An 18,186-nucleotide genomic window follows, 5' to 3' on the forward strand; every position below is an offset into this window, starting at 1 on the left:
TGTCTTTGACAATCTTGGGAAATGAATTTATAATCATGATCAAATCAATATTTTGATATAGCTTGCTCAAATTTTAATATATTTTGGGCTATTTTTATCACAGATTTCTTAACATTCAACACTTCTGGTCAAAAACAAACTCGCTGTCAGTTAGCTAATGGTGATACTTTGCAAATTGGACCTTATATGATTACTGTCCAGTTTGGATTAAATACTGTTATTCCTACACCTAATAATCCTTCGACTATTCAATTTAATCCTAATACTAATCTTCCTGATCCTAATATATCTCCAGTTCGTCCAGTTACGCCTTTAGGTAGTAATTTTCCACCTTCGGAATTTCAGAATCACAAAGTTGATTTACAAGCTATTCATGCTACTGGTTTACCTATTGATGAATGTGATTATTTAGCGGTTGGTGCTGGTTTGGGTAGTTTTATTTGGGTTGATTTATTAAGAATTAGTGGTGTTAAATCTGAAAAAATTATTGCTGTAGGATTAGAATCAAAACCTTATGCACGTTATCAGCGTTTATGTTTAAATTCTCAAATTCCTTTACATGAAAGATTGCGTTCTAATTCTGATTCTTGTCCTGATAATATTTGGGGATGGCCTAGTTATGCTTTGCGAGAATCTTGGGATGATTTAACAAAAGGTCAGATCAATTCAGCTTTTCAATATTTATGGCAAGTTTTTAATGAACCAACTTTTGCAGAAACTTATACGCCCCGTGCGGGTAATGTTTTTGATTCTATAGATCGGGAAGCTAAACGTATTAGTTGGGATAAAATTTATCGTTATGGTAGAGTGAGAGCAATTAGAAAAACGGAAGATGGTAGATATTGTGTTGCTTATTCTCGTGGTCCGGGAAATTATGCTTTTTTAGTTTGTCGTTATTTACATTTAGCTACGGGATATCCCGCTATTCAATTTTTACCAGATTTACAAGCCTATCGGGAAAAATATCAAGATTTTAAATCTGTAGTTAATGCTTATGAAGACCATAATCATGTCTATGAACAGTTAGAAAAACAAGGTGGTACTGTTTTAATTAGAGGAAGGGGTATTGTAGCTTCACGAATTTTACAACGTATTTATGAGGTGAGAAAACAAAATAGAAATATTACAGTTTTACATTTAATGCGATCGCCTAAACCCCACGGTAACAAATTTCAAAAAGCCCAACGTCCGGTTAAAAATCACTACGAGTTGCAACCTTTTAACTGGCCAAAAGCTTGTTGGGGTGGTGAACTACGAGTGATGTTAGAAAAAGCCACCCCAGAAGAACGTCAAAGGTTATTATCTGACTGGGGAGGAACTACTACCGCAGATCGTGGAGACTGGCAAAGAATCACAGAAGCAGGTATTAAAGAAGGTTGGTATCAAATTACTTTTGGTCAAGTTGTTAGTGTAGAAAGAGATGCCCAAAACCACACTATTACCCATATTCAAGAAAAGGGTTTTGGGGAAATGAAATTAACTGCTGATTTTATTATTGATGCTACCGGACTTGATGCCAAAGTTAAAACTAATCCCTTATTAAAAGATTTAGTTGAACATTACAAACTACCTTTAAATCATTTAGAAAGATTAGTAGTAGCCAACAATTTTGAATTAGTAGAAATGCGAAATACTCAAGGTCAAATGTATGTATCTGGGGCAATAACTTTAGGTGGACACTATGCAGCAGTTGATAGTTTTTTAGGGTTACAATATGCGGCTTTAGTTGCTGTGGATGGGATGTATATTGTCCGTGCGCCTGGTGTGAAAAAGTTAAATACTTTTAGTTCTTTAAATCAGTGGATAAAATGGGTTTTTAATCAAGCACCATCATAGGAAATAGGGAATAGGGAATAGGGAATAATGTATTTACCAATTACCCATTACCAATTACCCATTACCCATTACCAATCTATTCTGCTGCTAATCGAAAAGCAGGATAGGGAAAAAGTTGTTTAAATCCTGCAAGACGGTCTTTGAATGACTCTGAAGCATTATTCCAAAGAGTTTCATAATAAAAGAAAACCACACCTAATCCTTGTCTTTGGGCAGTTCTCACTTGATTTGTAATTTGTTGCATTGATACGGGGCTAGTTCTTAAACCTGCCATTATTCCCACTCCAGTTGGGATTAGTTGTTGTGCTTCTTGCATTTCTGGACGGGAAATTTTAGCAGAAAAACTGTTTAAATCAGAACGATAAACTTGTACAATTAGTTCATCTACTATGTTTAATCTTACCCAATTAAGCCAGTCTTGCAATTGTAATTTATATGCAAAATCGTAGTAATTAGGTGAAACTGAAAAAATTACTTTTGGTTTGATTTGCTTAATTCTTTGATTAAGTCTCACCATGAAATCTGTAATTTTATCTGCCCTCCATTTTACCCATTCTGGGTCTTGAGAATCTGCTGGGGGATCTTTTTCCATTTCTTGGCGATATAAATCAACTGTATATTGATCGTAACCAAATTCATGGGGTAAACTGGTATGATCGTCAAACTGGATACCATCAATATCATAATTTGATGTTAGTTCTACCAAGAGATCGGTAATAAATTTTTGTACTTCTGGATGAAAGGGATTTAACCATGCAACTTCACCAGCAGCACTAATAGAAGTTTCGCTACCATCCCGCTTTTGTGTTAACCATTCCGGTTTATTTAATGCTAGTTCTGAAGTTTGGGGAGTCATAAAACCAAATTCAAACCAAGGAACTACCAGTAAATTTTGACGATGGGCTTGATTAATTACATCGGCAAGAATATCATGGCCATCTGAACCACGAAATACAAAAGGTTGAATTTCTAAATCTTTGGCTATCTTACTGGGATACATGACATAACCAGAATTCCAAACTACGGGATAAATAGTATTGAAATTGAGCCGACGCAATTTAGTAACAGCATCGTTAACTTTGGTGCGATCTTTAAAGACGTTAAGATCATTGTTGGTAATCCATACACCTCTAATTTCTTGTCTTGGTATTTGGGCGTTAACGGGTGTAAAGGTATTTGTTAATAAAACAGTGACAAAAGAAATTAAAACCAAAAAGGGAAACAACCTTTTAAAAAATTTGTGATGCCAACTCATTGTTTTTATATGTTGCCAATATGAAGAAAAAAAATTGAATTTCACTCTTGGGTAAGAGGTTTGAATTAACCATTTATGCAGCTGTCTAAAATTGCGAAGTAATTTATGATTCATATTTTCTGAGGGTGTGCAAAATGTAAGTATTCAGCTATCAGCAATCAGGAAACAGCTAATAGCCAGGATTCAGAGGTTTTAATTTCAGGTTAATTTCAGGAATGTTATTTATCTGCATCTGTGTCTGTTCATTCTTTGTATTTCAATATTTCAGGTACTGACGGAAACCGACGGTTGAATGCTTACGTTTTTGACGTAACTACTTCAAATTAGTGCCTGGTTTAATAGTCCTAATTTGAAATTTTGGATTTTAGGTTCTAACTTTGTGCATAAAAGATAAAAAATATACCATACAATAGTGTAATAATGTCTAGAATATTGTAGAGATATCAATTACATTCTTGTTTAAGATGCAAACTGTAAAACCTTCCTCCTCAATGCTGTCTATTACGCCAAAACTATGTCAACCTTTAAAAATAGTCGCCTTGGGAGATAGTTTAGTATATGGATATGGAGACTATGAAAAAGGTGGTTGGGTAGAACAACTGCGCCGATGGTGGATGTTACCGGATAGTGTGGGTCATGTGCTTTATAATTTAGGGGTCAGGGGCGATCGCATTCAGCAAGTTTCACAACGGTTAGAAGTGGAATTTCGTCACCGGGGAGAAATTAGAAACCGAGTTCCTGATTTAATTATCCTCTCTGTTGGCGTTAACGACTCACCCCGTTTAGGTCGTCCCACTGGCAAAAATTATACAGATTTTGCGGAATTTGAAACAGCGATCGCCACATTATTAGATCAAGCACAACAACTTTGTCCAGTCCTCTTTGTCGGTATGGTCCCGGTTGATGAAAGCAAAATGCCTTTTCTCGATTGTTTATATTACAATCATGCTGACCAATATCGCTACAAAGAAGCTACCCGTCAAGCTTGTGAACAACGAAAGATTCCCTATTTAGACATATTTGATCAATGGATGTCACATGATGAAACCTGGAGAAGTCAACGCATGACAGCAGATGGACTTCATCCGAACACTCTTGGTTATCAAGACTTATTAGAAGCTGTCCTCAACTGGTCAGAACTATCTCAATATCATTGTCAAGTAGATTATCACTTGAAATTAGAACACACTTAATATTTAGATTCCTGACTTCTTAAACAAGTCGGGTATCTATTTTCAATCAACAAATTTATGATTTTATATATTCTGACTCCTGACTCCTGACTCCTGACTCCTTGAAATATTATGACTCCTACTTTATTTGGTCGTTGGCAAACTCGATTATTATTATTAGCAACTGTTGGTGTATTAGTATCTTTACCTTTTACACTGGGGTTAATAGGTTCTGGTGCAAATATTGTTTATTTTTTCATTCTTGCTTATGTTGCTATCTTTGGTTTAGGTTGGGATGTTGTTTATAATTATCTACAAAAATCACGCTGGGATAGAGACTGGCCAGCAGCTTATCAATTTTTTGCAGGTATTTGGGAGATGATATTTGTGTTTTGTGGAGTAAAGATTTTTGGTTTTTTACCTATACCTATACCAAAAGAGGAATTATCAATAGGGGCGTTTTTATTACATTATTCTGTAGTTTGGTTGGCGGTTTTTATGAGTTCGCAAAGTTTAATGAGAATTATTTTTCCCCGTTGGCGTTTTCGTGGTGGACAGTGGTTATAAAAGATAGAGTTTTTTTTCACGCAGAGGCGCAGAGGAGTACGCAAAGTTTAATGGTTAAATGTTTATGTCGATTATCTCAAATTTTATCTTCTAGATTATGATGGGAAATAAATTTTCTAGTGATTCATCTTACAACACAACTTTTAAAGCTTTCTCGATAATATTTACATATTCTTCTACTTTATACATTCGATAGGCAATTTTATCAACTTGATTTCTAATTTCTATTTGTCTCAGTAAAACTGTTTCTAAATCTGCTCTACCTACTTCTTGTGAAACTCTATTTGCAATCACTTCTAAAGTACGAAGATTACTAAATCTATCTTGATCATATCTCTTAACTTTAATAACGTCAAAAGCAATATTCACTAAGTTTCCTATTTCCCGTGATAATTTTTGTTTGCGACGGAAAGAAGCATCAAATTCAGTTAAATAAATTAATCTTGCTAACAGATATCTCCGTAAATAGGAATTACGAATATTGACGTTAGCTATTTCTATCCATTCTCTATCCCCTTCTTTCCAATCTTCATCATCAGTTACTTCTCCCCATATTATATATCCATTTGCAGTTGGCTCAATTTTTAATGCTAATAAATGTCCTTCTGCGTTTGCATTAGCACTTTCCCATTCAATGTCAATAGCATAATCACCAGTTAATTTATGATATTCATTTAATGATACTTCTTTGCTGGGAATTTTCGCAGCTTTATCTTCATAAGTCGTGATAATTTGATAGCGATTTTGCCAAATTTTATGCGCTTCACGACTTAATTTTACTAACTCTTGATAATCAGATTTTGTGTCATCATTATTTGTTTCATCATTAAATGAGGGAATTGGTAAATCACCAACTTGATTTTCAAAATATTCAAACATTCCCTTACCTGTAAGTTTACCAATTCCACCTAATGCACGATAGCGAAACTCTAAAACTTGGGAATTAAGTAAAGCACAAATATAGTAAAGGATATTAACATCAGTATTTTCACATTTGATATAAGCAGCTACATCACTTTTAAAACCAAAAATTCCCTGTTCATCAACAAAAAACTTATTAGAATTTGCACGACGGGGAAAGAGAATTTTTGCATCTCTCATTCCGTAACGTGGCCGATGCAAATGAAACCACTCATAACTACTGGTTTTATTTCTATAAACATCTCTGCTTTCTAATTCTGAACGATTTTCCTGTAAATAGATTTTGACAGACTGAGGTAATTCTTCCCATTCTGTTTGATGAGTATAGTACAAGATTTGTGTATCTGGTGGTTCACACCCATAGGAATTAATATCAGAAATCGCAACTCTTTGTAAATAATATTCATGAGGAAATCTTTGTTTAAATTCACCTTCAAAAATAGAATCACGACCTGTAGTAATACCTTCTGTATAACGTACCCAGTCTATATTTCTTAATTTAATACCCGATTTATCAATTTTTTGAAAAATATGACTATAGGGTGAAATTTGCCAACGATCATCATCTAAATCAGATTGTTTAATATCTACCTGAGTGACACCATGAGTTAAACTTAAACAACCGTCATCATTGTTAAAAGTATTTTTTACAATATCCAAATCCAGAACATAAAAAGTAGTAAAACTATCTTCTGGTTGAGGATTTTTCCTTTGCAATTGCATAATACAAGTAGCAATTCCCGCTTGAAAAACTTGATGTCCTAAAAAATCAATAATGTTAATTATCTTCGTATTTTTACAAATAAATTCTCGTAAACTTCTAGATTTATCACCTTGAATAAAAGAACGAGAAATGATAAAACTTAAATAACCATCTTCCTGTAAAATATCAAAACCCCGACGGAAGAAATAAAATAAAATATCTGTTTTATCAGTATAAATATCAGAATAAGCAAATTTTAACCATTTTAATTCCAATGCACCTCTACCAAAGGTAGCATCAACATTAAAATAAGGAGGATTACCAATTATTGCAGAAAATCCTCTTGCTGATTTTGGTAATCTAGGATCAAAAATATGGGGAAATTCCAATTCCCAATTAAATGGTTTTTTTAGTACAACTTCCTCAACCGCAGTTGATAAAGTTATTAATTCAGATTTGACTCTTGCTAATTCTCCTGAAGTCCAATTTTTTAAACCCCAATTTTTTAAACCATTTTCTAAACTTTGTTCTGAATGATTTTTTTGTATAATTAACTTTCTAATTTCTGCTATCTCGTTATCTTCAGCATCTCGATTTTTAATTAAATTAACTACCGAATTGATACTTTCATCACTAGCAAAAAAAGCAGTTAAAACCGGATTAATTTCTTGATTAATTGCTGTAATTCTAGTTTCTAAATTACTAACTGCTTGATTTCTTTCTATTTCCGTTTGAGTATTATCTCTAGCAATTTTAGCCAAATCTGCGACTATTGCTAATTGTGTTTCAAAAGGTTGTAAATTAGCAGGACTATGAACTAAACTATCACCAACACGAATATTTAAAGTTAGTGCAGGGAGATGGGAATAAATAGAACCATTGCGTCTACCATATTCACCTGGTCGCGCACGTAATAACCTAGTCCATAATGATAATTTTGCTAATAAAACTGCTTGGGGATCTCGATCTACTCCATGCAGCATTTTTACTAAAATTTGTTCTTCAGGATTAATAATTGGTTGGGGTGCTACATGACTAAATAAATCAAAATTTGCGGGTATTTTGGCATTTTGACAACCTAGATTATAACGTTTAATTTCTGTTAATAAATAATCAAATGCACCTAATAAAAATGAACCTGAACCACAAGCAGGATCAAGCACTGTAATTTCTAAAACCGAAGTTGCTACTAAATAAGCTTGTTGTAATTCACCTGCTGCTAGTAATTCAATAGCTTGATCAATTTTCGGTTTTACTAAAGGTTGTAAAGTTTGCTGAACAATGCGACGTACTATATAATTAGGAGTATAGAAAATACCTTCTTTTTTGCGAGTTTTTTGATTTTCTAATATTTGAATAATATCATTTTCTAAAATTAATTGATGAGCCAAAAATTGTTCATAAGCAGTACCTAAAATATCCTGAGTTAAAGTTGTAAAATCATAGTTATAAATTGAACGATAATTAGCCAATGTTCCTGTAATGGGATAAAGTATTCCCTGTTGGGGAACAGCATTAATCACAATAATTGATTCTAAATATTCAACATCAATGCTTAATTCATCAATCCAGGAAGGTTGAAATAATTCAGTATTATATCCCACCCATGTATGACGAAAAGCACGCCTTAATTCTTCAATAAAAGGTAAATCAGGAAAAGTTTGCTGCCAGTTATAATAAACTCTACCCAGATAATTAAATGGCATTTCTCGGCTAAATGTTTCTAAAAGTCTAATTAAGAGAAACCGATTCAGAATAATTTGGGCAGCTTCACGAATTTGATCTAAACTTAAATCAGGGTGAGATTTTTTAATACCATTAGCAATAATAATTCGCCAAATTTTTAAATCTGCTAGAAATTTTGCTCCTAATTCTTCTCTGGATTTTTCACTATAAAAAGCTTCTAAACGATTAGTAGATAAATTTTCCCGGACTAAACAATTGTATAACGTACTAAGCAATTCAGGATCATTTTTCAGATCCTCCATTGTAAAAGACCAAAAAGGTTTCCGATCCTGTAATCTTAAAATATGCCATTCTCGAAAATTAGATAAAATAATCCAAAGAACAGGTTCTTGTGTACCAATATCTAAACTATAATTTCTGATATAATCTAATACTTGTTTTTCATTAGCTTCCCAGATATTTTTATCCCATAAACTTTTAGCTTCAAACAGCAATTTTGGATGTTTTCCGACTTCATTACGCAGCAAATAATCCACCCATGTCGTAGTACCAATTAAACTACGAATTGCGCCTTCTAAAGTCCGGTATTCTGAAGTATAACCGAGAGCATCTAAAACAGGGACAATGAGACTATTTTTAGTATTTTCTTCTGGTTTACCACTACGTGGTGAACCTAACATAGTTTCTGCGGTTGTAATTAACTGAGTAATATTTTCGCGGAATTGTGATAGTGACATTTACTTACTCATTCATGAATCATCATCTATGATACCTGGTTTTTTATCCTTTTGATGAGGCATAAAAAAAATTTACATATAAGTATGAAAAGTAAGGTTGGGTTGAACAAATTGACACACTTGAAGTTTCTTGATGGTAAATCCTACCGACAGCTTAACCAAGAAACATGATAATTTTTATGTTTATCCTGTTCTCGAATATACATTAAGAGACAATTAGCGACATATTCTGCTAACTTAACAGGTACAGCATTACCAATCATCTGTTCTAAGTCTGTTTTTGAACCTGAGAAAATAAAATCTTCCGGGAAAGTTTGAATATAACTTCTTTCAATAGTAGTTAAAGGACGTAAATCTGGTGTTACTGGTGCAACATCTCCCGAATGTTGTTGATAATTTTTAGGTATTGGTCTATTTACACCCCTAATAGTAGGACTAGGTTCATCAATACTAAAAATAGCCCTTCTTTGATAACTTCTAGGATGTCTATAATAATATTGAATCCCTAAACTATTTCCTAAATAATCTTTAATAGTTGTCGGTTTTTTAGATAATTTTGCCTCTAAATAAGGTTGGATATTATCATCATTACCACCAAGTTCTCCTATACAGAAAAATCTTTTTCTCTTTTGGGGAACACCACATAGACTAGCATCTAAAACTTTTTCTGTTAAACCATAACCAGCATATTTGAGAATTTGCCTAAATTCTTGATATTTTTTTGATTTCCTAAATAAATCTACATTTTCTATCACAAACCATTGACTCCCAACATTAGCTACTATTTCAGCAAATGTAATACTTAAATCTCCTCTACCTAAATCTTCATTACGCTTACCAGCACTAGAAAAATCTTGACATGGTGGACCCCCCATAATGATATCTGGTGAGAATTTTTTGAAAGGAGAATAATTATTATTTACCTGGCTCAAATCATAGTCAATAATTGGATGTTTAAAATTTTGTTGATAAACATTTATTGCTGGTTTCCATTTATCAAATGCAGCAACAATTTCAAATCCACTGTTTTGGAAACCTAATGATAAACCACCACATCCAGAGAATAAATCTATAACTTTTAACATAATCTACTTGATGTATTCATTCATTATATTTCTATAATATATCATCAAAAAGATCAGGATTACTCAAGATAATAGCGTCAAATCTACGCTCAGGACTTAAAAAGTTTTGCCCTCCTCCCAAAATTATATTCTTAATTTCTTGTTTCGTAATTCTTGGTTGAATCAAATTGTCACAAGTCATATATGGACGAGTATTTGCACCACTTAAAGCAAAAGCTTTATCATTCTTAGTGTTATAGGTTAATGTATCAACCACTAATTTATGATTGATTTTACCAATAAGAGCAAATTCGTATAACATCTTTGCCAACCATACCACAGAACGCATAGGTCTTTGTATAGTTTCTTCAGATTTAGTCAATCGTTTAGTAATATCAACAAAAAGTCTTGTAAATCCAAAGTTACTCCAAACGAAAATATCTAAGCAATTTTCATAAAGTTTAGAAGTTTTACCCATAGTTTTCCATACTGGTTGCATGACTAATGGAGATTGAATTTCAAGATTTTCACTTAATAAAGTATCTAAACAATTTACAATTTGAGGTATAAAAGGTAATACCTGACGTATACTTGACCAATCTTTGATTTGACTACAAACAGGTTGAAGATAATTTAGTAGCTTATCTCTCGAATTTTCAAACTCATGAGCAATACTGATAGCAAGATAAATAATAGTATCTGGTCTAGTAACAATTTCACAACCATATTGATCATCTGGTAAACGATAAGTTGAGTTATCAGGTAATGCTGTTAACTTAATTTCTATACTTCGTAAACAAGCATTATTTTTGTTAATATCGTGAGTTACCAAATCAACTCTTGGAAGTTTACCTGTAACTATTTTTCTATAGGGTACATAATCACTTTCAAAGGAGAAAAATAGATTAGGAGAAAGAGGAGGAATACCAACTATATGAGTTACATCTATTTCTTGATGCTGAATTTTTAAGTTTTTATCCAATATTAAATAATTCAGCTTCATCCCTTGATCGTACATATAACAAGCTAATGATGCGGGAAAAGAATTATTAAATTGATTTTTACCCCAGCTTTCTGGTTGAGAAAAATCTCGATTAGAATGAAGTATTCCAAATAATCCCACCTGTCTTTGCTCAAAATTCATAAAATTGGAAATTAGTATAATAAAAATTATTGATTTAGCATATAATTGTATAACATAATTAACACTTCACAAAAAATCTCTCTCAAACCCTCTTCTCTACCCTTCGGGAACTGCTTCGCAGAACTTGGTTCATTACTTCGCGCCTTTGCTCCTTTGTGCCTACCCTGCGGGATCTCTTGACGGAGATTGCGCGAAACAAAATCATAAAAAAACCGCCTATTCCTGTAAAAAAACAACAACAAAATAAGCGGTTTTAGCAAATATTTAAAGCTAAAAATTAATTATTAGCAGCAGCTAATTCTGCTAAACGTTCCTGTTGATCTTGAGAAATACAAGATTGAATCAAGGTTTCAATATCACCTTCCAAAACAGGATTCAAAGTGAAATTCTGTCCCAAACGATGATCAGTCACCCGACTATCTTTATAATTGTAAGTGCGGATTTTTTCTGAACGAGAACCAGTACCAACTTGCGATCGCCTCATCGAAGTTACAGCTTCCTGTTGTTCCCGCAACTTCATTTCATAGAGTTTCGCCCGCAAAATTTGCATCGCCCGTTCCTTATTCTGTAACTGACTCCGTTCTTCAGTACAGAAAATGCGGATACCAGTCGGTTTGTGCATCAAGTCAACCGCCGTTTCCACCTTGTTCACGTTTTGTCCACCCGCACCACCAGAACGCGCAGTAGTCATTTCAATATCTTTCGGGTCAATATGCACTTCCACATCATCCACTTCTGGCATAATAGCCACCGTAGCTGTAGAAGTATGCACCCTACCCCCCGCCTCTGTTGCGGGAACACGCTGCACACGATGAACACCAGCTTCAAACTTCAGCTTACTGTAAACACTATCGCCTTGAATTTCCAGAATTACTTCCTTGAAACCGCCCATCTCACCCAGAGACTCGCTGACTAGCTTCACTCTCCAACCTTGAGTATCAGCATAGCGGGAATACATTCTCAGCAGATCACCAGCCCAAATACTCGCTTCATCACCACCAGTCCCAGCGCGAATTTCCAACATGATGTTTTTATCATCATTCGGATCACGAGGTAGCAGCAATATCTTCAACCTGTCTTCCAGATGTTCTATCTTATCTTCTAATTCCTTCACCTCCAAAGCTGCCATTTCTTGCAACTCTGGATCACCATTAGACTCTTTAAGAATTTGACGCGCCCCAATTAATTCTTCCTGGGCAGTTTTCCAAGTTTCGTAAGTATTAACAACCTCTTCTAAAGAAGAACGAGACTTAGCAATTTTTTGATACTCATCAGGATTTTTCGCTGTATCCGGGTCAGCTAACCGGCGAGTTAATTCATGAAAAGTTTGTTCAACAGATTTAAGTTTCTCCAGTAAATATGATTCTGCCATAACAACTACACAAGCTCCTAAAAAATAACAAGTTGGCTCAAGCATAAAATGACAAGTGACCCCACAACCATGCAGGGTCCTTGTGGTGCGGGCATCATGCCAGCACAAGCTATAGCCAACCAGCTACTTTTTCTTTTTACTGCCTTGTTCGCCAGACATACCATATTTGCGGAGGAAGCGTTCCACACGACCCTCAGCGTCAATAATTTTCTGAGTACCAGTGTAATAGGGATGGTTTCCAGACCAAACATCTACGTGCAATTCCGGTTTTGTAGAACCAACAGTCATCACAACTTGACCGTTACAGTAGACCTTAGCCTCTGGATACCACTGGGGATGAATATCAGGTTTAGCCATTTTTCCTTTTGTGGTGTTTCTCTATCAAAATTATAACTAGGATTGGCGACTGGGGACTGAGGACTGGGGACTGGGTAAAATTTGGTATACCTCCTGCCTCCTGCCTTCTGCCTCCTGCCTCCAGCTTTATCGTTTGGAGTATTGAGGAGCTTTGCGAGCTTTGTGTAAACCGTATTTTTTCCGTTCTTTAGCTCGTGGATCACGAGTTAAATAACCTTCGATTTTCAAAGGTGAACGGTTGTCAGGATCTAATTGACACAACGCACGAGCTACACCCAAGCGAATAGAGTCAGCTTGACCGGTTAAACCACCGCCTTCAGCTTTTACTAAAATGTCATATTCGCTTTCTAGTCCCAAAGTCTCTAAGGGTGCTTTGATCGATCCTAAGTAGTTGGCATTGAATTGGAAGTATAATTCTCCATCTTTGCCGTTAACGGTAAATTTACCTTCACCGGGAACTAAACGTACTTGTGCGACTGCGGACTTACGGCGGCCAGTACCCCAGTACACAGCACGACCGCTATTAGCTTCTGCTACTGTCATTATTAATTTTCTCCAGGAATTGTGTTAACAATTAGTTCTTTGGGTTTTTGTGCTGCGTGGGGATGGGTAGGACCAGCGTAAACTTTCAACTTTGTGAATAATTGTTTACCCAAGCTGTTTTTAGGTAACATCCCTTTCACAGCGTGTTCTACAATCCGTTCTGGTAAACGTTGTTGCAATTTAGCAAAGGTTTCTGTTTTCATCCCACCAGGACGGCCAGAATGACGACGGTAAACTTTTTGAGTGCGTTTTTTACCGGTAACTGCTACTTTTTCGGCGTTGATGACAACTACGAAATCACCAGTGTCTAAGTGGGGTGTATATTCAGCTTTTCTTTTGCCTCTGAGAACCATAGCAATTTCGCTTGCTAGTCTACCCAGGCGTTTATCGGTGGCATCTACTACATACCACTCGCGCTCAAGTTTTTCTTGAGGAGGAAGGTAAGTTTTACTACTCATTGTTATTTTTCCTTTGTCGGTTTTGAGTGGTTAGGAGTTTTAGGAGGCAGGAGGCAGGAGGCAGAAGGCAGAAGTTCAGGATCTCAGAATTTCCTGTTCCCTGTTCCCTGTTCCCTTACTGACCAAACACTAAATATGGTTGGGTGTCGTACCAAATTTCCTGGGGAAAGGGAAAATCAGGATATCCTACCCTTAACAAGCATAAGCCTTGAGGTGGTGCGGCGTATTTCACTTTTTCCCGGTTTTCTGTTTGCCAGATGTTGGTGAAATCTTCGAGCGATCGCACTCCTGATCCCACTTCCACCAGCATCCCTACTAATAACCGCACCATACCGTATAAAAAACCATTTGCCTGAATTTCAATATGCAGCAATGAACCTTTTCGATAACATTCTGCTGCTTGTACTTCAACCCAGGAATGCGATCGCGCTGATCCTGCACGATGAAAAGCCGCTAAATGATGTTTTCCCAGCAGAGGTTTCAGGGCAGCTTGAATTAAATTTTCGTCCAAGGGAGCATAATAATAATGCCAACTGAAGGAGTTCACAAACAAGTTTGGTAGAGCTTCAGTATAGATTGTGTATCTGTACCGACGATACACTGCATTAAAGCGAGCGTGCCAACGGTCATCTACACCCGCCGAAGCCCTGATTAATATATCTGGGGGTAAGTAACTGTTCAAAACTGTTGCCCACTTGTGTGCGGGTATATAACCTGTAGCATCAAAATGCGCGACTTGAGCAGCTGCATGAACTCCGGCATCAGTTCGCCCTGCGCCGTGAAGTGTCACGTGATACCCCAGAACAGTAGCTATAGCTGTTTCTATCTCTTCTTGGACCGTTCGCTGCGCCTTTTGCCGTTGCCAGCCGTGAAAATTAGTACCTAGATACTGAATGACCAAGGCTACTCGATAAGTTGGTGTTGGCTGGCGGCTTTCTAACATACTGGGTTTGGTAAAAGGCAAGAGGCAAAAGGCAAAAGGCAATAGCTCTATAATGTTTATATCTTCCCTATTCCCTGTTCCCTATTCCCTATTTCCTGTTCCCTTTGACTTTAAACTAATTCAATAATCGCCATTTCTGCATTATCACCGCGACGGGGTACGGTGTGCAGAATGCGAGTATAACCACCTTGACGGTTAGCATACCGAGTAGGTGCTTGCTCAAACAAAGCATGAACTAGGGATTTATCGTAGATATAACCCAAAGCTTCCCGACGTGCTGCCAAAGAACCATCTTTAGCTAGGGTGATCATCTTTTCGGCTTCACTCCGCAATACTTTAGCACGGATTAAAGTTGTGGTAATCCGACCATGACGGATAAGCTCAGTGGTGAGCGATCGCAATAAAGCACGACGCTGGTCTGTGGGTTTACCAAGTTTTTTGACTTTACAACGGTGACGCATAATAATGCACTTGAAATTATTACAAAATAAAATTAGTTTGGCTTAGAACCTCTTTCCTGCGGTAAAGTAATGCCTAAACGACGCTGTAAAGCTTCCACTACTTCTTCCGCCGACTTTTGACCAAAGTTTTTGATTTCCAAGAGGTCTTCTTGGGTATAATCCAGCAAATCTGCCACGGAATTAACTTGCGCTCGTTTGAGACAGTTATAAGCACGGACAGACAACTGCAATTCTTCAATGGGAATTTGAGCAGTTGGATCGTCTGGGATATCTGAACCCATATCTGTAGGTTCTAAGGAGATATCTTTTAACGGGTTAAATAAATCTACCAAAATTCCCGCCGCTGAAGATAGGGCTTCTTGAGGTGAAACGCTGCCATTAGTCCAAACTTCTAATAACAGTCGATCTTTAAGAGTACCATCACCACGGGCTTCTTCAACGCTATAATTTACTTTTCGCACCGGCATAAATACCGAGTCAATTTGCAAAAAGTCCAGGGAAGTGGCTTCTTCTCTACCCCGTTCTACAGTACGATAACCTTTACCTCTTTCAATGCGAAATTCCATTTCCAGTTTGCCACCTTCAGCCAAAGTAGCTACATACTGGGTAGGATCAATCACATCTACTTCACTAGGCAAATCAAAATGTGCCGCAGTGACTGTTGCAGGACCATTAACCAATAACCGACCGATCTGGGGTTGAGAAGAATAGCTTTTGAGGATCACTTCCTTCATGCGCATGAGAATTTCTAGCACATCTTCCCTGACACCAGGAACTGTGGCAAACTCATGACTAACCCCAGCTATTCTTACTGCTGTAACTGCCGTCCCTTCTAAATTGGACAACAAAACCCGCCGCAATGCGTTACCTACAGTTGTTCCTTGACCACGTTCTAAGGGTTCGAGGACAAATTTACTGTAATGGCTGCGACTTTCCTCTGTATTAGACTCTACACATTCAATTTGGAACTGCGCCACGGAGTAGCCTCCCTTTCAAGGTGCTGCTATCAGGCAATTAATTTGCCTATCAAATTCACTTTATGCTCTGATCTATGACTGTGGTGGATCAAACTGCCAACATATAAAATTAGTGATAGTTTGGTTTGCCAATTCAATCTGCAGGCATGTTAATATTCTGTTTTTCTGTTTTTTTGAAAGTTGAGCAGCCTTCCCATTGGGAGGGCTGATATGCTTTTTAATCACCAATTGCTTCTGAAGTTTACTTTATATTTCCCAGATTGCCTTGGCGGTGATTTCCCTGAGCATGAACTTTCTGCCTGAGCGTGTTTAACAGTTAATGCTTAGTAAGCATTCAGCTATCAGCGGTCAGCTTCTTAACAGTTACGCCAAAAATTACTATTTGATCATCTACTGATTTGTCAAACTTTTTGACTCCTGTACAGACGTTCCGGTGGAACGTCTCTACTGACTCCTGAATTCTGACAGTGTTTAAACTCGACGGCGCTTAGGTGGACGGCAGCCATTGTGAGGAATAGGGGTAATATCACGGATTAGGGTAATTTCTAATCCTGCTCCTTGCAACGCCCGGATCGCAGTTTCTCGACCGGCTCCAGGTCCACTTACCATCACCTCAATTTGACGCATTCCTTGGTCCATAGCGCGACGGCCTGCACTTTCAGCGGCGGTTTGTGCTGCGAAGGGAGTTCCTTTTTTTGCCCCTTTAAATCCACTTGAACCAGCACTTGCCCAGGAGATGACATCTCCATTTTGATCGGTAATGGTGACAATGCTATTGTTGAAAGTAGACTGAATGTAGGCAATGCCGTTAGGTACGTTCCGTTTCTGCTTTTTGCTCCCGGTTTTTTTAGTTGGTTGTCTTGCCATATTTGTTTGGTGAATTTAAGGTAAAACTTGCTGCCATGAGCAAGCCTAGAAAGTTTATTTATTTACCAGGGGCTTTCTTCTTACCAGCCACTGTTTGTCTTCTGCCGCGTCGGGTTCTGGCGTTGGTGCGGGTTCTTTGTCCTCTGACGGGTAAGCCCATGCGATGACGACGGCCACGATAACAGCCAATATCCACTAGACGCTTGATGCTCATCGCCTCCAAACGGCGTAAGTCACCTTCTACCTGATAATTACTTTCTATTTCGGCTCTCAAAGCCGCTACATCAGCATCACTCAGGTCTTTAACGCGGGTGTCTGGGTTCACACCAGTAGCCGCTAGGATTTCTTGCGACCTTGTTAACCCAATTCCATAAATGTAAGTTAGACCAATCTCTACGCGCTTATCGCGGGGTAGGTCTACTCCCGAAATCCTTGCCACAATGAATGTCTCCCTCTTTTGTTCTTGCTCGCATTTAGCAGATCGTGATAATTAATCACATTCTTGGTTTTTGATGGTGATTTTTTGCTGCACCAAAGCTCTGGTAATCAGAGTTTTATCCTTGACGTTGCTTGTGTTTGGGGTTTTCACAAATCACCATAACGCGACCACGGCGCTTGATCACGTTGCATTTTTCACAGATTTTTTTGACTGAGGCTCTGACTTTCATGCCTGTTCTAATTGACTCCAAATAGTAAATTATAGCATTTCTAGGGAAATTATTTCAGTTAAGCAAATGGGTAAATCCCAAATTGGCTGATTTATGGTAAGATTCTCTACATAGTTTTATTTCTTCCGTAGTCGATAGGTGATTCGGCCTTTTGTCAGGTCGTAGGGAGTTAACTCCACCTTGACCCGATCACCAGGTAAAATTTTGATGTAATTACGGCGAATTTTGCCAGAAATGTGTGCTAGAACATTAAAACCATTGTCCAAGTCCACACGAAACATTGCATTGGGCAATGATTCGGTGACAGTCCCTTCCATTTCAATCAAATCTTGTTTAGACAAATTTTTTCCTCAACTCGACAATTTTCTGTTCCGTTGCCACAAATGCAATCGGTAAGAATACACAAATTGCGAAATATATCAACAGTTTATTAATATATCTTAGCTAAAAGGAAT

Annotated in this window: 18 protein-coding genes; 3 read left to right on the forward strand and 15 right to left on the reverse strand. The window is 37.0% G+C overall.

All coding sequences use genetic code 11. The features are described from left to right. Window positions 1-186 precede the first annotated feature (186 nt). Window positions 187-1,836, forward strand: a complete 1,650-nt coding sequence (locus H5968_RS03955; protein WP_255427043.1) for a hypothetical protein — start codon at window positions 187-189, stop codon at window positions 1,834-1,836. Between the two features lie 76 nt (window positions 1,837-1,912). On the opposite strand, the gene H5968_RS03960 is transcribed toward H5968_RS03955, so the two are convergent. Continuing rightward, a complete protein-coding gene (locus H5968_RS03960) occupies window positions 1,913-3,091 on the reverse strand; it encodes a glycoside hydrolase family 10 protein (RefSeq protein WP_255427044.1) in 1,179 nt (392 codons plus the stop codon). A 464-nt stretch (window positions 3,092-3,555) separates the two neighbouring features. Here H5968_RS03960 and H5968_RS03965 point away from each other — a divergent pair, with 464 nt between their 5' ends. Together H5968_RS03965 and H5968_RS03970 are read left to right on the forward strand one after the other, a co-directional pair. After that, the gene (locus tag H5968_RS03965; RefSeq protein ID WP_187038899.1) at window positions 3,556-4,284 is read left to right on the forward strand and encodes a GDSL-type esterase/lipase family protein; all 729 of its coding nucleotides are present in this window, start codon (window positions 3,556-3,558) and stop codon (window positions 4,282-4,284) included. Window positions 4,285-4,395: 111 nt separating this feature from the next. Next, window positions 4,396-4,830 (forward strand): hypothetical protein, encoded by a 435-nt coding sequence (locus H5968_RS03970; protein ID WP_096570415.1) that lies wholly within the window; start codon window positions 4,396-4,398, stop codon window positions 4,828-4,830. Between the two features lie 129 nt (window positions 4,831-4,959). Here H5968_RS03970 and H5968_RS03975 read toward each other — a convergent pair whose 3' ends face one another. The 14 genes from H5968_RS03975 to infA all read right to left on the reverse strand — a co-directional run bounded on the left by H5968_RS03975 (window position 4,960) and on the right by infA (window position 18,072). Beyond that, on the reverse strand, window positions 4,960-8,877 hold the full coding sequence (locus tag H5968_RS03975; RefSeq protein WP_187038900.1) for an N-6 DNA methylase: 3,918 nt from the start codon (window positions 8,875-8,877) through the stop codon (window positions 4,960-4,962). A 143-nt stretch (window positions 8,878-9,020) separates the two neighbouring features. Further along, window positions 9,021-9,962: a DNA cytosine methyltransferase gene (locus tag H5968_RS03980; RefSeq protein ID WP_187038901.1), complete on the reverse strand. Its 942-nt coding sequence runs from the start codon at window positions 9,960-9,962 to the stop codon at window positions 9,021-9,023. 31 nt (window positions 9,963-9,993) lie between these two features. Beyond that, complete coding sequence (locus tag H5968_RS03985) at window positions 9,994-11,085, reverse strand: HindVP family restriction endonuclease (protein WP_187038902.1); 1,092 nt, start codon at window positions 11,083-11,085, stop codon at window positions 9,994-9,996. Window positions 11,086-11,362: 277 nt separating this feature from the next. Then, window positions 11,363-12,457 (reverse strand): peptide chain release factor 1, encoded by a 1,095-nt coding sequence (gene prfA / locus H5968_RS03990; protein ID WP_096572769.1) that lies wholly within the window; start codon window positions 12,455-12,457, stop codon window positions 11,363-11,365. 123 nt (window positions 12,458-12,580) lie between these two features. Then, window positions 12,581-12,814 (reverse strand): 50S ribosomal protein L31, encoded by a 234-nt coding sequence (rpmE, locus tag H5968_RS03995; protein ID WP_096570404.1) that lies wholly within the window; start codon window positions 12,812-12,814, stop codon window positions 12,581-12,583. A 126-nt stretch (window positions 12,815-12,940) separates the two neighbouring features. Further along, the gene (rpsI, locus tag H5968_RS04000; RefSeq protein ID WP_187038903.1) at window positions 12,941-13,357 is read right to left on the reverse strand and encodes a 30S ribosomal protein S9; all 417 of its coding nucleotides are present in this window, start codon (window positions 13,355-13,357) and stop codon (window positions 12,941-12,943) included. A 2-nt stretch (window positions 13,358-13,359) separates the two neighbouring features. Next, window positions 13,360-13,815 (reverse strand): 50S ribosomal protein L13, encoded by a 456-nt coding sequence (gene rplM, locus H5968_RS04005; protein WP_096570400.1) that lies wholly within the window; start codon window positions 13,813-13,815, stop codon window positions 13,360-13,362. Window positions 13,816-13,930: 115 nt separating this feature from the next. Next, complete coding sequence (gene truA / locus H5968_RS04010) at window positions 13,931-14,758, reverse strand: tRNA pseudouridine(38-40) synthase TruA (protein ID WP_187038904.1); 828 nt, start codon at window positions 14,756-14,758, stop codon at window positions 13,931-13,933. A gap of 110 nt (window positions 14,759-14,868) precedes the next feature. Next, a complete protein-coding gene (gene rplQ, locus H5968_RS04015; protein ID WP_096570396.1) occupies window positions 14,869-15,219 on the reverse strand; it encodes a 50S ribosomal protein L17 in 351 nt (116 codons plus the stop codon). A 32-nt stretch (window positions 15,220-15,251) separates the two neighbouring features. Next, window positions 15,252-16,196 (reverse strand): DNA-directed RNA polymerase subunit alpha, encoded by a 945-nt coding sequence (locus H5968_RS04020; protein WP_096570394.1) that lies wholly within the window; start codon window positions 16,194-16,196, stop codon window positions 15,252-15,254. Window positions 16,197-16,667: 471 nt separating this feature from the next. Then, the gene (rpsK, locus tag H5968_RS04025; protein ID WP_096570392.1) at window positions 16,668-17,063 is read right to left on the reverse strand and encodes a 30S ribosomal protein S11; all 396 of its coding nucleotides are present in this window, start codon (window positions 17,061-17,063) and stop codon (window positions 16,668-16,670) included. A 58-nt stretch (window positions 17,064-17,121) separates the two neighbouring features. Further along, window positions 17,122-17,502, reverse strand: a complete 381-nt coding sequence (gene rpsM / locus H5968_RS04030) for a 30S ribosomal protein S13 (RefSeq protein WP_096570390.1) — start codon at window positions 17,500-17,502, stop codon at window positions 17,122-17,124. A gap of 115 nt (window positions 17,503-17,617) precedes the next feature. Next, window positions 17,618-17,731, reverse strand: a complete 114-nt coding sequence (gene rpmJ / locus H5968_RS04035) for a 50S ribosomal protein L36 (protein ID WP_013191489.1) — start codon at window positions 17,729-17,731, stop codon at window positions 17,618-17,620. A gap of 116 nt (window positions 17,732-17,847) precedes the next feature. Next, window positions 17,848-18,072: a translation initiation factor IF-1 gene (gene infA / locus H5968_RS04040; RefSeq protein WP_006276978.1), complete on the reverse strand. Its 225-nt coding sequence runs from the start codon at window positions 18,070-18,072 to the stop codon at window positions 17,848-17,850. Window positions 18,073-18,186 lie beyond the last annotated feature (114 nt).

This window comes from Sphaerospermopsis sp. LEGE 00249 (assembly GCF_014299995.1).
In the GTDB taxonomy this organism is placed as follows: Bacteria; Cyanobacteriota; Cyanobacteriia; order Cyanobacteriales; family Nostocaceae; genus Sphaerospermopsis; species Sphaerospermopsis kisseleviana.

Coding starts and splice junctions, on each gene's coding strand:
- H5968_RS03955 (WP_255427043.1), top strand. CDS start 187: ATGATTACTGTCCAGTTTGGATTAAATACTGTTATTCCTACACCTAAT.
- H5968_RS03960 (WP_255427044.1), bottom strand. CDS start 3,091: ATGAGTTGGCATCACAAATTTTTTAAAAGGTTGTTTCCCTTTTTGGTT.
- H5968_RS03965 (WP_187038899.1), top strand. CDS start 3,556: ATGCAAACTGTAAAACCTTCCTCCTCAATGCTGTCTATTACGCCAAAA.
- H5968_RS03970 (WP_096570415.1), top strand. CDS start 4,396: ATGACTCCTACTTTATTTGGTCGTTGGCAAACTCGATTATTATTATTA.
- H5968_RS03975 (WP_187038900.1), bottom strand. CDS start 8,877: ATGTCACTATCACAATTCCGCGAAAATATTACTCAGTTAATTACAACC.
- H5968_RS03980 (WP_187038901.1), bottom strand. CDS start 9,962: ATGTTAAAAGTTATAGATTTATTCTCTGGATGTGGTGGTTTATCATTA.
- H5968_RS03985 (WP_187038902.1), bottom strand. CDS start 11,085: ATGAATTTTGAGCAAAGACAGGTGGGATTATTTGGAATACTTCATTCT.
- prfA (WP_096572769.1), bottom strand. CDS start 12,457: ATGGCAGAATCATATTTACTGGAGAAACTTAAATCTGTTGAACAAACT.
- rpmE (WP_096570404.1), bottom strand. CDS start 12,814: ATGGCTAAACCTGATATTCATCCCCAGTGGTATCCAGAGGCTAAGGTC.
- rpsI (WP_187038903.1), bottom strand. CDS start 13,357: ATGACAGTAGCAGAAGCTAATAGCGGTCGTGCTGTGTACTGGGGTACT.
- rplM (WP_096570400.1), bottom strand. CDS start 13,815: ATGAGTAGTAAAACTTACCTTCCTCCTCAAGAAAAACTTGAGCGCGAG.
- truA (WP_187038904.1), bottom strand. CDS start 14,758: ATGTTAGAAAGCCGCCAGCCAACACCAACTTATCGAGTAGCCTTGGTC.
- rplQ (WP_096570396.1), bottom strand. CDS start 15,219: ATGCGTCACCGTTGTAAAGTCAAAAAACTTGGTAAACCCACAGACCAG.
- rpsK (WP_096570392.1), bottom strand. CDS start 17,063: ATGGCAAGACAACCAACTAAAAAAACCGGGAGCAAAAAGCAGAAACGG.
- rpmJ (WP_013191489.1), bottom strand. CDS start 17,731: ATGAAAGTCAGAGCCTCAGTCAAAAAAATCTGTGAAAAATGCAACGTG.